This is a genomic window from Entomohabitans teleogrylli (genome assembly GCF_001484765.1).
In the GTDB taxonomy this organism is placed as follows: Bacteria; Pseudomonadota; Gammaproteobacteria; order Enterobacterales; family Enterobacteriaceae; genus Entomohabitans; species Entomohabitans teleogrylli.
This window is the reverse complement of sequence record NZ_KQ947380.1, coordinates 264,154-277,659: the sequence shown is the minus strand read 5'-3', so window position 1 is coordinate 277,659 and position 13,506 is coordinate 264,154. Positions and strand designations below refer to the sequence as shown.

The 13,506-nt window shown below is 56.6% G+C and carries 13 protein-coding genes; 9 read left to right on the top strand and 4 right to left on the bottom strand.

Annotation, left to right across the window (positions count from 1 at the left end):
• Positions 1-174: 174 nt before the first annotated feature.
• Together ybbP and ybbA are read right to left on the bottom strand one after the other, a co-directional pair.
• Entirely contained in the window at positions 175-2,589 is a 2,415-nt protein-coding gene (gene ybbP / locus AQ981_RS10070; protein WP_058911609.1) for a putative ABC transporter permease subunit YbbP, read from the bottom strand.
• Entirely contained in the window at positions 2,586-3,272 is a 687-nt protein-coding gene (gene ybbA / locus AQ981_RS10065; protein WP_058911608.1) for a putative ABC transporter ATP-binding protein YbbA, read from the bottom strand. Before ybbA ends, ybbP begins: the two co-directional genes overlap by 4 nt.
• Between ybbA and tesA the strand changes: the two genes are divergently transcribed.
• The 6 genes from tesA (at position 3,240) to AQ981_RS28045 (ending at position 8,248) form a co-directional block, all read left to right on the top strand.
• The gene (gene tesA, locus AQ981_RS10060) at positions 3,240-3,869 is read left to right on the top strand and encodes a multifunctional acyl-CoA thioesterase I/protease I/lysophospholipase L1 (protein ID WP_071608857.1); all 630 of its coding nucleotides are present in this window, start codon (positions 3,240-3,242) and stop codon (positions 3,867-3,869) included. The genes ybbA and tesA overlap by 33 nt on opposite strands.
• A 28-nt stretch (positions 3,870-3,897) precedes the next feature.
• Entirely contained in the window at positions 3,898-4,668 is a 771-nt protein-coding gene (locus AQ981_RS10055; RefSeq protein WP_058911606.1) for an SDR family oxidoreductase, read from the top strand.
• A 150-nt stretch (positions 4,669-4,818) separates the two neighbouring features.
• On the top strand, positions 4,819-5,673 hold the full coding sequence (locus AQ981_RS10050) for a co-chaperone YbbN (RefSeq protein WP_058911605.1): 855 nt from the start codon (positions 4,819-4,821) through the stop codon (positions 5,671-5,673).
• 221 nt (positions 5,674-5,894) lie between these two features.
• Entirely contained in the window at positions 5,895-6,812 is a 918-nt protein-coding gene (locus tag AQ981_RS10045; protein ID WP_058911604.1) for an SPFH domain-containing protein, read from the top strand.
• Positions 6,809-7,261 carry an NfeD family protein gene (locus tag AQ981_RS10040; RefSeq protein WP_058911603.1) on the top strand — a complete coding sequence of 151 codons (453 nt, stop codon included), beginning with the start codon at positions 6,809-6,811 and terminating at the stop codon, positions 7,259-7,261. Before AQ981_RS10045 ends, AQ981_RS10040 begins: the two co-directional genes overlap by 4 nt.
• A gap of 57 nt (positions 7,262-7,318) precedes the next feature.
• Positions 7,319-8,248 carry a DUF6708 domain-containing protein gene (locus AQ981_RS28045; RefSeq protein ID WP_071608856.1) on the top strand — a complete coding sequence of 310 codons (930 nt, stop codon included), beginning with the start codon at positions 7,319-7,321 and terminating at the stop codon, positions 8,246-8,248.
• On the opposite strand, the gene cueR is transcribed toward AQ981_RS28045, so the two are convergent.
• On the bottom strand, positions 8,220-8,624 hold the full coding sequence (cueR, locus tag AQ981_RS10030; RefSeq protein WP_058911653.1) for a Cu(I)-responsive transcriptional regulator: 405 nt from the start codon (positions 8,622-8,624) through the stop codon (positions 8,220-8,222). The two genes, AQ981_RS28045 and cueR, sit on opposite strands and share 29 nt — an antisense overlap.
• A 410-nt stretch (positions 8,625-9,034) precedes the next feature.
• On the opposite strand from cueR, the gene AQ981_RS10025 reads away from it, so the two are divergent.
• Complete coding sequence (locus AQ981_RS10025) at positions 9,035-10,483, top strand: DASS family sodium-coupled anion symporter (protein ID WP_058911602.1); 1,449 nt, start codon at positions 9,035-9,037, stop codon at positions 10,481-10,483.
• Positions 10,484-10,532: 49 nt separating this feature from the next.
• Here the strand turns inward: AQ981_RS10025 and AQ981_RS10020 are convergent, their stop codons facing one another.
• Positions 10,533-11,264, bottom strand: coding sequence for an arginine ABC transporter substrate-binding protein (locus AQ981_RS10020; RefSeq protein WP_058911601.1), 732 nt, complete (start codon positions 11,262-11,264; stop codon positions 10,533-10,535).
• Positions 11,265-11,486: 222 nt separating this feature from the next.
• Here AQ981_RS10020 and AQ981_RS10015 point away from each other — a divergent pair, with 222 nt between their 5' ends.
• Together AQ981_RS10015 and metC are read left to right on the top strand one after the other, a co-directional pair.
• Complete coding sequence (locus AQ981_RS10015) at positions 11,487-12,029, top strand: amino acid permease (protein ID WP_058911600.1); 543 nt, start codon at positions 11,487-11,489, stop codon at positions 12,027-12,029.
• 46 nt (positions 12,030-12,075) lie between these two features.
• Positions 12,076-13,251: a cystathionine beta-lyase gene (gene metC / locus AQ981_RS10010; RefSeq protein WP_058911599.1), complete on the top strand. Its 1,176-nt coding sequence runs from the start codon at positions 12,076-12,078 to the stop codon at positions 13,249-13,251.
• Positions 13,252-13,506: the final 255 nt, after the last annotated feature.

Sequence of the window (13,506 nt, the reverse complement as noted above, 5' to 3'; positions counted from 1 at the left end):
TTTCCTTATTAGCTTGCTAACAGTTAGCAACGGAAATGTTAACGCGGATTGATGTCGGAAAGTCTTTGCCGTTTAATGATTCGTGCCTTTAATAACTCACGAAATTATTAACAAATATTACAAAAAGAAAATCCGCCGTCGGCAGGCAGCCAGACGGCGAATTGACAGGCGGGATTAACCGGTAAACTGGCGGAACAGCGCCTTACCGCGCAGCAAGCGTATGCCCAGCCAGCCGCCGCACAGCGACAGTAGTAGTACGCCGCTCAGCGGCAGCGCCAGCCATAGCCGCCCGTCCGGAGACCAGGGAAAATCGAATACCCGGGTCTGCAGCAGCGCCAGCGCGGTTTCGGCGCCAATCGCCGCCACCAGTCCGGACACCGCCCCGAGTACCGCGAATTCGCACCACAGCGTCTGACGCAGCAACGGTTTACCGGCGCCAAGGGTACGATAGACCACCAGTTCCTGATGGCGCTGGCGCATCCCGACCTGAATCTGCGCCATCAGCAGCAGCACGCCGCACAGGGTGACCAGCACCACCATAACCTCCAGCGCCCGGCTGACCTGACTGAGTACCTGGCTCACCTGACGGAGAATAGCGCCGATATCCAGCAGACTGACGGTAGGGAACTCACGGTTAAGCTGCGTGAGAACCTCATTGCCGCCGTCCCAGCGGAAGCTGGTCAGCCAGCTTTGCGGCTGATTGTCCAGCGCCCCCTGCGGGAAGATAAAGTAGAAATTGGGACGCAGACTTTCCCAGTCCACTTTACGCACACTGGTTACTTTGGCGGTAAACGGCTGCGTATCACCGGTAAAGCTCAGCGTATCGCCGATGCGAATATTCAGGCGCGTCGCCAGCCCCTCTTCAATAGACACTTCCCCCGCCGCCGGCGGCCAGTTCCCGGCCACCAGCGGATTGTGGTCCGGCCGGTTCTGTTGCCAGGTCAGGTTCAGTTCGCGATTCAGGGCTTCGTCTTTATTACCCTGAGTACTCTGGCCATTCATTTCCGTCAGTCGCGCCCGCACCACCGGATACCAGGAATCTGGGATAATCTGGTGTTCGGCAAGGAACTCTTTCACCGACTGCACCTGCTCGGGCGAGATATTCACCAGGAAATAGTTGGGACTTTCCGGCGGCAACTGCTGCTGCCAGCGATCCAGCAGATCCCCGCGCAGTACCAGCAATAACGCCAACAGCATAAAAGAGAGCGAGAAGGCCGCCAGTTGGCTGAGGGTAGTCCACGGCTGGCGCAACAGACGGTTAACCGCCAGGCGCATCGGCAACGCGCGCAGCGTCAGGCGGCGCAATATCCGCAACACGCCCCATCCCACCACGCCGCACAGCAGCGCCAGCACCAGCGTGCCGGCCAGCACCGACCAGAGCAGAAAACTACCGCCCATCAGCAGCGCCAACAGCAGAACTGCGACCATCGTAATGACAGGCAAGTAAATTTTCAGCGGCCAGACGCTGGAGACCGTATCCTGACGCAATACACGCACCGGCTGAGTGGCCAGCAGCAGTCGATAGGGCCGCATCCCCACCAGCAGCGAAATCACCACCATCGCCCCCACCGCCCACAGCCAGGGCCACAGACTGGCGGGCGGCAGCGCCACTGGCAGCACCGGGCGCAGCAGATGTAAGAGCGCTGCTTCAAACACCAGACCGGTCGCGCCGCCGGTCACGGCGGAAATCAGCAGCAGTAGCGCCCACTGGCCGACAATCAGGCGCCGTAAGGCCTTTTTCCCGGCGCCGAGCGTTTTGAGGATAGCCACCATGTCGTAACGGCTACGGCAATAGTGCCCCATCGCCACCGCCACCGCGGCCACCGCTAACAGTAGCGTCAACAGAGCAGACAACAACAGAAACTGTTGAGAACGCTCAAGAGACTTACCCAACGCGCCTTCATCCTGTTCCAGCCCGTACCAGCGCTGCTCCGCTGCGAGCTGCGGCAGTAGCCAGCGCTCGTAGCTGGCCAGCTGTTGTTCGGTTCCGCCGAACTTATAGCGCCAGCTGACGCGGCTACCGGGCTGCACCGCGCCGGTCTTTTCCACATCGGCCAGATTCATCATCAGGCGCGGCGCCATCTGGAACGGATTAAACCCGGCGTCCGGCTCCTGCACCACTTCCCCGGCGATACGCAGCGTGGTATCGCCGACTTCAATACTGTCTCCTGGCCGTAAATTCAGCAGCGCCATCAGACGCGGCGCCAGCAAAACCGTGCCCGGCTGCGGTTTTAGCCCCGGTGGGCGGGTTTCCAGCGCGCCGTACATTGGGTAGACATTGTCCACCGCTTTCACATTCGCCAGTTGCGGTGTATCACCGGCAAAGGTCATGGTGGTGAAAGAGAGCTGTTCACCGACCGTCAGCCCATTGCGACGCGCCTGTTCCAGCCACTCCCCGGGGACGGCTCGCGACGAACGCAGCGCCCGATCGCCAGCCATAAATTCGCGGCTCTGCTGGTTAAGCCCTTTTTCCATCCGATCGCTGATATTACCCAGCGCCAGCACGCAGGCCACCGCCAGACTCAGGGCCAGCCAGACTATCAGCAGCGACGGAGAGCGCCATTCGCGCCAGAACCAGCGGGCAATCATGATTCCTCCGACAATTTACCGTCACGCAGCCGCAGTCGGCGGTCGCAGCGAGCGGCCAGTTGGGCATCATGGGTAACCAGAATCAGGGTGGTGGCAAAATCGCGGTTCATGGAAAACAGTAGATCGGCGATACGATCGCCGGTCTGGCGATCAAGGTTGCCGGTCGGTTCATCGGCGAACAGAACCGCCGGACGGCCATTAAACGCGCGCGCCAGCGCCACTCGCTGCTGCTCGCCCCCCGACAGTTGCGCCGGCAGATGGCCGAGACGCTGGCCGAGGCCAAGCTGCTCCAGCAGCGCCCGGGCCTGCGCCTGGCTGCTGGCGTCGTTCTCGCCGCGCAGCAGCGCCGGCAGTTCGACGTTTTCCAGCGCCGTCAGGGTCGGCACCAGCATGAAAGATTGAAAGACAAAGCCGACGTTTTTCGCCCGCAGCGCCGCCCGGGCCTCTTCATCCATTTCGTGCAGCGGCTGCCCCAGCAGATTCACCTGCCCGCTGCTGCCATCATCAAGGCCGGCGAGAATCGCCAGCAGCGTGGACTTGCCGGAGCCGGATTCGCCGATCAGCGCTATCGTCTGCGCCGGTTTGACAACCAGCTCAACTCCGGTAAGGATGGATAGCGCCCGATCACCCTGACCGACGGACTTCTTAAGATGATGAACTTCAACAATGTTTTCCGCTGGCATTTACCTTTCCTGTTGCTGGCATTGATAACGTTTCGCGCTGCGGCGGCCGATACGCTGCTGATTCTGGGAGACAGCCTCAGCGCCGGATACCGGATGTCCGCGTCCTCCGCCTGGCCTGCCCTGCTCAACGACAAATGGCAGCCGCGGCAAATTCAGGTGGTGAACGCCAGCATCAGCGGCGACACCGCCGCCCAGGGACTTTCCCGGCTGCCCGCGCTGCTCAAACAGCATCAGCCGCGCTGGGTGCTGATTGAACTGGGCGGCAACGACGGCCTGCGCGGTTTCTCCCCCGTTGATATCGAAAAAAACCTCGGGCAGATTGTCAGCGCGGTCAAAACGGCGGACGCTCAACCGCTGCTGATGCAGATTCGCCTGCCCGCCAACTACGGGCGGCGTTATAATGAGGCGTTCAGCGCCATCTACCCGCGGCTGGCGCAGACGGCGGATATTCCATTACTGCCGTTCTTTATGGAAGAAGTCTACCTGAAACCACAATGGATGCAGGATGATGGCATTCATCCGAACGGTGACGCGCAGCCGTTCATCGCCGACTGGATGGCGACGCACCTGACGCCTCTAGTTAAACATGACTCATGAACAATCTGATTGAGCGACACGTAAAGTTATGCAAAAAAATATATTAATTACAGGTTGTTCCAGCGGTATCGGGCTGGCCTGCGCGGCAGAATTACAGGGGCTGGGCTATCGGGTGCTGGCCGCCTGCCGCAAGCCGCAGGATGTGGAGCGCATGAACGCGCTCGGCCATACCGGCGTGCTGCTTGATCTTGACGATCCCACCAGCGTCGAAGCGGCGGCGCGGCAGGTTATAGAACTGACCAGCAACCGGCTTTACGGCTTATTCAATAACGCCGGCTACGGGGTTTACGGCGCCCTGACCACCATCAGCCGCGAGCAAATGGAGCAGCAATTCGCCAGTAACTTTTTTGGCGCCCACCAGCTCACCATGCTGCTGTTGCCGGCGATGCTCCCGCATCGCGAGGGGCGTATTGTGATGACCAGTTCGGTGATGGGGTTAATCGCCACACCGGGACGCGGCGCCTATGCCGCCAGTAAGTATGCGCTGGAGGCCTGGTCGGACACGCTGCGTATGGAACTGCACGGCAGCGGCATCCACGTCAGCCTGATAGAGCCGGGGCCGATACGCACGCATTTTACCAGTAATGTTAGCCAGACCCAGGCCGATCAGCCGGTGGAAAACCCCGGCATCGCGGCGCGCTTTACGCTCGGCCCGGAAGCGGTGGTAGCCAAAGTGACCGCCGCGTTTTCCAGCCCGCGCCCGCGCCTGCGTTACCCGGTGACGCTGGTGACCGTGGTGGTCCGCTGGCTGAAACGTCTGCTGCCGGAGCGAGTGATGGATAAAATTTTACGCGGCTAAGTTGAAGCAGGCGGTTATATCCCCATATCGGAGTAATACTTACCAGAACGTTTTCCTTTACGGCGCATCCCGTGCGGCCAGAACACCTCCCGCGCAGCGCCTTTGCCCGGTGCCAGGCGCAAGATCGCGGGGCCAAACAGAGAGTGACTCATGTCTGCAGAAAATATTGTCAACATTACCGAAGCTAACCTGCATCAGACCCTCGACCAGTCGATGACCGTGCCGGTGCTGTTCTATTTCTGGTCCGATCGCAGCCAGCACTGCCAGCAGCTCACCCCGGTGCTGGAAAAGCTCGCTGCCCAGTACAGCGGCCAGTTCGTGCTGGCTAAAGTCGACTGCGACGCCGAACAAATGGTGGCCTCCCAGTTTGGCCTGCGCGCGATCCCTACCGTTTATCTGTTCCAGAACGGCCAGCCGGTGGATGGCTTCCAGGGGCCGCAGCCGGAAGAAGCCATTCGCGCGCTGCTGGAAAAAGTCTTACCCCGCGAAGAAGAGCTGAAAGCCCGGCAGGCCATGCAACTGATGGAACAAGGTAACCACGCCGACGCGCTGCCGCTGCTGAAAGAGGCCTGGCAACTCTCCAGCCAGGACGGCGAAATCGGCCTGCTGCTGGCGGAAAACCTGATTGCCCTGAACCGCAGCGACGAAGCGGAAACGGTACTGAATACCATTCCTCTCCAGGATCAGGATACCCGCTATCAGGGGCTGGTGGCGCAGATTGAGCTACTGAAGCAGGCGGCGGACTCCCCGGAAATCCAGCAGTTGCAGCAGCAGGTCCAGGCAAATCCCGACGATGCCCAGCTCGCCACCCAACTGGCGGTACAGCTTCACCAGGTGGGTCGTAATGAAGAAGCGCTGGCGTTGCTGTTCAGCCATCTGAAAAAAGACCTCGGCGCCGCCGATGGTCAGTTGCGCAAGACCTTCCAGGAGATCCTTGCCGCGCTGGGCACCGGCGATACGCTGGCCTCGACATACCGCCGCAAATTGTATTCACTGCTGTATTGATTGATAACCCCGGGCCGCCGCGAGCGGCCCGCCTTCGCGACACAGCACATCCGCGATTTCCCCTTCCCATCCTTCCTGTAGCCAAAAACGCTTTACCTGTTGGTCCGTTTTCGCCGATCATTTAGCGGTGCCACAGAATAATCTGGCTTCATCGATTATGCTTGCCATTCCAGCCATCGCCGATCGGCGGTGACTGACTTCAACATACATAGGAGGTGTTTGTGCTGACTGTCATACCTGTAGTGATTCTTGTGGCGCTGGTGATTGTATTTGCCGGGGTTAAAATTGTGCCGCAGGGGTTTCAGTGGACCGTGGAGCGCTTCGGGCGCTACACCAAAACCCTGATGCCGGGCCTGAATATTGTGGTGCCGTTTATGGATCGCGTCGGCCGCAAGATCAACATGATGGAACAGGTGCTGGATATCCCCTCCCAGGAGGTTATCTCCAAAGATAACGCCAACGTCACCATTGACGCCGTCTGCTTTATCCAGGTGATCGACCCCGCCCGCGCCGCCTATGAGGTGAGCAATCTGGAACTGGCGATTATCAATCTGACCATGACCAATATCCGTACCGTGCTGGGGTCGATGGAGCTGGATGAAATGCTCTCTCAGCGCGACAGCATCAACTCACGCCTGCTGCATATTGTTGATGAAGCCACTAACCCATGGGGCATCAAAGTTACCCGTATCGAGATTCGCGACGTCCGCCCGCCTGCCGAATTGATCGCCTCAATGAACGCCCAGATGAAAGCCGAACGTACCAAGCGCGCCTATATTCTCGAAGCCGAAGGGGTTCGCCAGGCGGAGATCCTCAAAGCCGAAGGGGAAAAGCAGTCGCAGATCCTCAAAGCGGAAGGCGATCGCCAGTCGGCATTTCTGCAGGCGGAAGCCCGTGAACGTTCTGCGGAAGCGGAAGCCCGGGCCACCCAAATGGTATCCGAAGCAATTGCCGCCGGGGACATCAAGGCCGTGAACTACTTTGTGGCCCAGAAATATACCGAGGCTCTGCAACAGATTGGCGCCGCCCAGAACAGTAAAGTGGTGCTGATGCCGCTGGATGCCAGCAGCCTGATGGGCTCTATCGCCGGCATAAGCGAACTGCTGAAAGAGAGCTCCAGCGATCGGAAAAAATTATGATGGAACCGATCCTCGCCAACGCCCACATTTTCTGGCTCTGCCTGGGCGGCCTGCTGCTGGCGGCTGAGATGCTGGGCGCCGGCGGCTACCTGCTGTGGAGTGGTATTGCGGCGCTGGTCACCGGTCTGCTGACCTGGGCGCTGCCGCTGGGTCTGGAGTGGCAGGGGCTATGCTTTGCGGTACTGACCGTCGTCGCCGCGATACTGTGGTGGCGCTGGTTAGTGGCCCGCCGTCGTCGGCCTGGCGGCCAGCCCCTCAACCAGCGCGGCCAGCAGTTAATTGGCCAGCTTCTGGTGCTGGATAGCGCGCTGGTCAACGGGCGCGGTAACGCCCGGGTTGGCGACAGCTCATGGCCGGTGCGCGCCGATGAAGATCTTCCCGCCGGCGCCCGGGTAGAAGTCATCGCCATCGACGGCATTACCCTGCACGTCCGCCTCATCCAGCGTTAAACTGTGTATTAATCCGCGCCGGCAGGACGCCGGCGTACCAGAACGACAAGGAAAGTTATGCCCTCAAAATATACGCCGCAACTCTCCCACTGGCTCCAGGATCTCAATAAGTGGACGAACAGCGCCCCGGTCAGAAGGGTACTGAACACCAATAATGACAGCGCTCAAAAACTGGAACATAACGGCACACTACTGTTTGTAAACGACGATTATTGTGAAATCTCACGTCGTCGTCCCAATGAGCGCTATCGCCATCTTATCCATCTGATACTTACTGGCCTGCTGGCGCTGGTTGTCGTCTCCTTTACGCTATTTTTTGTCTGTACTGGCGGTGTTGAAGAAAGCGTAAAAATATATAGCGGGACGGACAGCAGAGACAAAAATACCTGGACGCTGATGCTATTTTCCGTCTGTCTGCTACTGGTTGTCGGCCTGACATCATTTAACTATTTTCTGTTCGCCCCTAAAGATTATCCACTGCGCTTTAATCGCAAGACCGGTAAGGTTTACGTCTATGACTATGTGAACCTGCAAGTCTGGCAATTGGGCGATTCAATAAAAGCGATGTTTACCTTCCCCTTCTTTCTACCCACTCGCCCGGTGCAGAAGGTCTTCGACTGGCAGGATGTTCAGGGGGTGGAAACCTATTTCTCTGCCCGCGTTAAGGGAGCCCCTTATACCAGTCGCTGTCTTTACGGTGTGGTCTGTGCCCCCGAAACCACTCAAATGGTGGATAAATTTCTGCTCAGTGTCTCCGGGAACGAACTGAGCAGCCATCCGTATCGGCAGTGGATCTGGATTTGTAGCTATATGGCCTTCAACGATGACCATCTGGACAAAACGCTGGTCAACCGGGATAACTTCTGGGGCAGAAAAGTAGTCTGGTCGGATGAATTCGCCCGTGAATCGACGCGCAGCGCCCAGGCAAGCGTGCGGCAAGGGGCCGCACGCACCTGTGTTAGCCGCGACGATGGCAGCAGCCGGTAAGATTATCAATAATCGGGCAATCGGCGCTGTCATCCCCCGGGCAGCTATCCGCCAGCCCCTGTAGCTGATCGCGCATCGTCGTTAGCTCGGCGATATGGCGATCGATTTCCGCCACTTTTTGCAGCGTGCGCGCTTTGACATCGGCACTGTGGCGATCGGGATTATTAAACAGGCCAATCAGTTCGCGACACTCTTCAAGATTAAATCCCACCAGCCGCGCCTGACGCAGTAGCGTCAGTTCATCAAGATGTTTGCGGGTATAGCTACGGTAACCATTGTCGCCACGCAGCGGCGGCGTCACCAGGCCCTTTTGTTCATAAAAGCGGATCGCCTTGCTGGTCAACCCGGTCTTTCTGGCAACATCACTGATATTCATCGCTTCCTCATCGGCGCTCGCCACCAGGGCAGATATCATTTACTTTATTTTAACCCGTTCAGGCATAGTAGCCAACGCCATGCGCCAGCTATTGCAGCTTCCACACTGTGCGGTAATCTCCACATAAGATTAATCTCAATCAACCGCATTAATAATGGTATTTTTTTCACCCTGTTCGTTCTTATATTTCACCCGCCACAACTAACAATGTTGCAATACCTGCATTACAAATAAATATCAAAAATAAGCGACAGTGGATAAGAAAAAATATTATTAAGCCAGTCCTTATTATATTTGCTTAATTTAAGAAATTTTTTCCGCACCTTAATCATTATCCTTGATATTCATCACAACATAAAAAAGCGGATTTCTTCAAAAAGAGTAAAGGAAAAATAAAAAGGGAAATAACGATGAATGAACAGGTACAGGTAAAACTGGCCTTTCCTCTCTGGAAGGGTGTCTTCACATTATTTACCGGGCTTTTAATCTGGTTTACGCCGCCCCCCGTCGGGCTGGATATTAACGCCTGGCGCATGTTCGCTGTGTTTGCCGCCACCATTCTGGCCATCATCCTTAAGGTGATGCCTATGGGCGCGGTCACCATGGTGGCGCTGGTGGTTTCCGCCATGACCGGCCTCACCCCACTATCCGGCGGCGGCTCCGGCAAAGTCGCTGCCCTGTCTGGCTTCGCCAACGGTACCATCTGGCTTATCGGCATCGCGATGTTTATTTCCCGGGCGGTGATTAAAACCGGGCTGGGGCGACGTATCGCACTGTGGTTTATTTCCAAATGCGGACACAGCATGCTGGGGGTCGCCTATGGTCTGGCGCTATCGGATATGGTACTCGGGCCGGGGATTCCCTCCGCCTCGGCGCGTGGCGGCGGCATTATGTACCCGATAACCCAGTCGATTGCCTCGGCTTACCAGTCAGAGCCCGGCCCCACCGCCAGAAAAGCCGGCGCCTTCCTGATGATCTGCGTTTCGCAGATTGATGCCATCATTTGCGCCATGTTCCTGACCGCCATGGCCGGCAACCCACTGATCGCCGAACTGGCCGGTAGCCAGGGCATCGAGATTAACTGGGTCACCTGGTTCCTCGGCGCAATTGTCCCCGGCTTGCTGGCGCTGCTGATCATCCCGCTGTGCCTGTATATGATCTATCCGCCGGAATTGAAAAAAACGCCGGAAATACCGGGTATCGCCCGGGAAGAACTGCGCAAGATGGGCCCGATGTCGCTTGCCGAGAAAATACTCGCGTTTGATTTCGTGCTATTAATTGTGTTGTGGACCGCAGGTGATATTTTCTTCAAGATCCCCGCCACGCTATCGGCGTTTATTGGTCTGGTGATCCTGCTTATTTCCAATATCATGTCGTGGAAGAATATTATTGAAGAGAAAACCGCGTGGGATACCATGTTCTGGTTCGCCGTACTGGTGATGATGGCGAATGCCCTGAATAAATACGGGATGATTACCTGGATTTCTGAAGGTATTGTCGGCTATATCGGCCACTTCGACTGTCTGATGGTCTTCCTGGTGCTGATTCTGGTTTATTTCTACACCCGTTACTTCTTTGCTTCAGCCATGGCGCATATTTCCGCCATGTATCTGGCCTTCCTCGCCGTATCGGTGTCGGTGGGCGTACCGCCGCTGCTGGCGGCGTTGACGCTGGGCTACACCTCTAACCTGTCGATGGGCCTGACCCAGTACTCCGGCGGCCCCGGGCCCGCGCTGTTCGGCTCCGGCTATAACTCGACCGGGCAGTGGTGGGGTGTCAGTTTCCTGGTGTCCATCGCCTCTATCGCTATCTGGCTGCTGGCCGGCGGGGCATGGATGAAGGTGGTCGGCATCTGGTAATAAAAATGACAATCGGCGCGTCGGTTCCCCGGCGCGCCGTAACTATCGCTTACTTAATCCAGCGCGCTTTGATTTCGTTATATTCAGGAGACGCCATCACTTTCTCCAGCGCCTGATTAATCTCCGCCTTCAGCGGATTATCTTTACGCAGCGCGATCCCCAGGCCTTTACCGTAATACTCCGGATCGGTGGCGCGTTCATCCATGATCGCGAAATCAGGATTCTCTTTCAGCCAGTTCTTCATGGCCGCCACATCGCCAAACACCCCGTCGAGACGGCCATTGCGCAGGTCGATTAAGGCATTCTGGTAGCTGTCATAAGCCTGGGAGTCGATCTCCCGGTGGCGATCCTGCAGATAACGCTGGTGGGAAGTCCCGTTTTCCAGCCCCAGTTTCTTGCCCTTCAGCTCGGCAAAGGTGTGGAAGGCGTCCTTGCGCACCACCACTACCGCCGACAGCTCGTTGTAGTAAGGAATAGAGAAATCGATCTGTTTTTCACGCAGCGGCGTGATATCCATGCCGGCGATCACCGCGTCCATCTTCTTAAAGCGCAGCGCCGGGATCAGGCTGTCAAAGCTCTGGTTAGTAAAGTTACAGGTCGCCTGGAGCTCTTTGCACACCGCCCTGGCGATATCGATGTCAAATCCGGCCACCTGATTATTGCTGTCGATAAATTCAAACGGCGGGTAAGTTGCGCTGGTGCCAAAATGGATCACCCGCTCCGCCGCCAGCGCCGTGCCAGAGAATAAGCCGAGGGCGAGCGCGAGATAAACGCCTTTCATATTGATGCTCCCTGTTGTGTTATTTATGCAATCGGTGCCTGCCTGACGCCGCTGTCCGCGCCTGAGCCCTGGCCCGAAGTGGTTGTTGCCATGGATTATTACACGTCCGGATCGCCGCCCCAATCCGCCAGACGCGGAATCAGAGATATTCACCGCTCCGGAGGTTAAATCATACCCGAGCCAGCGCCGGTTCAGTAGGCTCCCGGGCGAGGATTGAGAACGGTGGATCAATGGGATCCGCCCGGCGCTCTGACATTTCACGCCAAACGTAACGCCTGGCGCCTCCGGGTATTTATTGTCTCCATTTCATTAAGCTATCCGGCCATCCATTATTTGCAGAATTTATATCTAAAATCCCTGACTCAACAGGTTATTCCCGGCAGCATGGTGAATATTATGTCGATTTTGCTGAACATCTTCGCGATTATGACAGCCTTCTTTGGTATCTATCTCGGTTTTAAAGAGTCGGTTCAGGGCATTGTCTTCAATATTATTAAGCGCATTATCCCTGAGGAAAAACTGAATACATCCACCGTCAGCGTGGTGATTATCCTGTTTCTGTGGGGCTGGGTGTCACTGGATTTCTCCATCATGCTGTTAATGCAACTTGCCGGGCCGATTTTTGGGCTGGTGGCCTGCCTGATACCGTGCTATCTGGTATTTAAGGTTCCATCACTGTCTAACCCGAGGTCAGTGTCTAATTACTATGTTGTGTTCTACGGCATCCTGTTGTTTATGTCGCCTTTCTTAAAATTCCTTGAATAGCGGGCAGATCAATTCTCACGGTATTAACCAGCAGTAAGGAAATGGTATGAGTAACCCTGAAAATAAAAAGTTTCATGTTGATACAAAAATCACTCAGTTAGGGCGCAACGTCGACGAACAGTGTGGATTCGTGAATATGCCGGTTTACCGGGGATCGACAGTGGTATTTAATTCGGTAGAAAGCCTGAAAAATAACGACGCGCGGTTTATTTACGGCACCCTCGGCACGCCAACGATCCACAGCCTGGAAAGCGCCTGGAGCGAATTATCCGGCGCCGCCGGTACCGTCATGTCGCCTTCCGGATTAGGGGCTATCGCTCTGGCACTGATGACCACATTAAAAAGCGGCGATCATCTGTTGATGCCCGACAGCGTCTACCGCCCGACGCGCGAGTTTTGCGCAGTGTTTCTCAATAAATTCGGCGTTGAAGTGAGCTATTACGATCCGCTCCTCGGCGAAGGTATCAGCGGGCTATTGCGGGAAAACACGTCGACCATTTTCCTTGAATCCCCGGGTTCCCAGAGTTTTGAAATTCAGGACGTGCCGGCGATTACCCGTATAGCCAGAGCGCGCGGTATTAAAACCATTATCGACAACACCTGGGCCACGCCGCTGTTTTTCCGCGCCCACGATCACGGTTGCGATTTGTCCGTAGAGGCCGGCACCAAATACCTGAGCGGCCATTCGGATCTGTTGATGGGGCTAATCAGCGCCAATGCCGAAACCTGGCCGGCGTTGCGACAAACCTACGACTGTATGGCCATGTTGCCCGGCGCCGAAGACTGCTTCCTGGCGCTGCGTGGGCTACGCACCCTGCATATCCGCCTCAAAGAAGCGGAAAAACGCGGTCTGGAGATGGCTAACTGGCTTACCCGGCAGCCGGAGGTCGCAAAGATTCTCCATCCGGCGTTCCCGGAATGCCCGGGCCACGAAATCTGGAAGCGCGATTTCACCGGTTCCACTGGGTTGTTTTCCGTGGTACTGAAACCGGGGCACCACCAAACCTCGCTGGCCGCCATGCTCGACAGTCTGGAGATCTTCGGCATGGGCTATTCATGGGGCGGTTTTGAAAGTCTGATCATTCCCTTTGACTGTAGCACTTATCGTACCGCCACCACCTGGAATCCCGGCGGGCTGACTATCCGGTTGCAGATTGGTCTCGAGGATATTGACGATCTCAAACGCGATCTGCGCCAGGGGCTGGACAAACTCCACGGCTGACGTCGCTTTCCCGCTGGCTGGCCGAGAGGGATGACAAACGTCATTTCATTGTCGGACATGCAGATATCACCAGCATAAAAACTAAGAAAATCAATGTATTGATTTTCGGCTGATAACCACAAACAAGGAAAACCCCCAGGTTTTTCCTTATTTGTCAATAGGCTGAGTCAGCCCCACAGGCTGGCTCAGCCTGCATCCCATCCGCCGTATTCCCAATCCCGGAACCAGCAATTTCCCCCCTTCGCCACACAATAC

What these genes read in the sequence shown, in the direction of transcription:
- ybbP (WP_058911609.1), bottom strand. Translation starts at nt 2,589, where the DNA reads ATGATTGCCCGCTGGTTCTGGCGCGAATGGCGCTCTCCGTCGCTGCTG.
- tesA (WP_071608857.1), top strand. Translation starts at nt 3,240, where the DNA reads ATGATGAACTTCAACAATGTTTTCCGCTGGCATTTACCTTTCCTGTTG.
- ybbA (WP_058911608.1), bottom strand. Translation starts at nt 3,272, where the DNA reads ATGCCAGCGGAAAACATTGTTGAAGTTCATCATCTTAAGAAGTCCGTC.
- AQ981_RS10055 (WP_058911606.1), top strand. Translation starts at nt 3,898, where the DNA reads ATGCAAAAAAATATATTAATTACAGGTTGTTCCAGCGGTATCGGGCTG.
- AQ981_RS10050 (WP_058911605.1), top strand. Translation starts at nt 4,819, where the DNA reads ATGTCTGCAGAAAATATTGTCAACATTACCGAAGCTAACCTGCATCAG.
- AQ981_RS10040 (WP_058911603.1), top strand. Translation starts at nt 6,809, where the DNA reads ATGATGGAACCGATCCTCGCCAACGCCCACATTTTCTGGCTCTGCCTG.
- AQ981_RS28045 (WP_071608856.1), top strand. Translation starts at nt 7,319, where the DNA reads ATGCCCTCAAAATATACGCCGCAACTCTCCCACTGGCTCCAGGATCTC.
- cueR (WP_058911653.1), bottom strand. Translation starts at nt 8,624, where the DNA reads ATGAATATCAGTGATGTTGCCAGAAAGACCGGGTTGACCAGCAAGGCG.
- AQ981_RS10025 (WP_058911602.1), top strand. Translation starts at nt 9,035, where the DNA reads ATGAATGAACAGGTACAGGTAAAACTGGCCTTTCCTCTCTGGAAGGGT.
- AQ981_RS10020 (WP_058911601.1), bottom strand. Translation starts at nt 11,264, where the DNA reads ATGAAAGGCGTTTATCTCGCGCTCGCCCTCGGCTTATTCTCTGGCACG.
- metC (WP_058911599.1), top strand. Translation starts at nt 12,076, where the DNA reads ATGAGTAACCCTGAAAATAAAAAGTTTCATGTTGATACAAAAATCACT.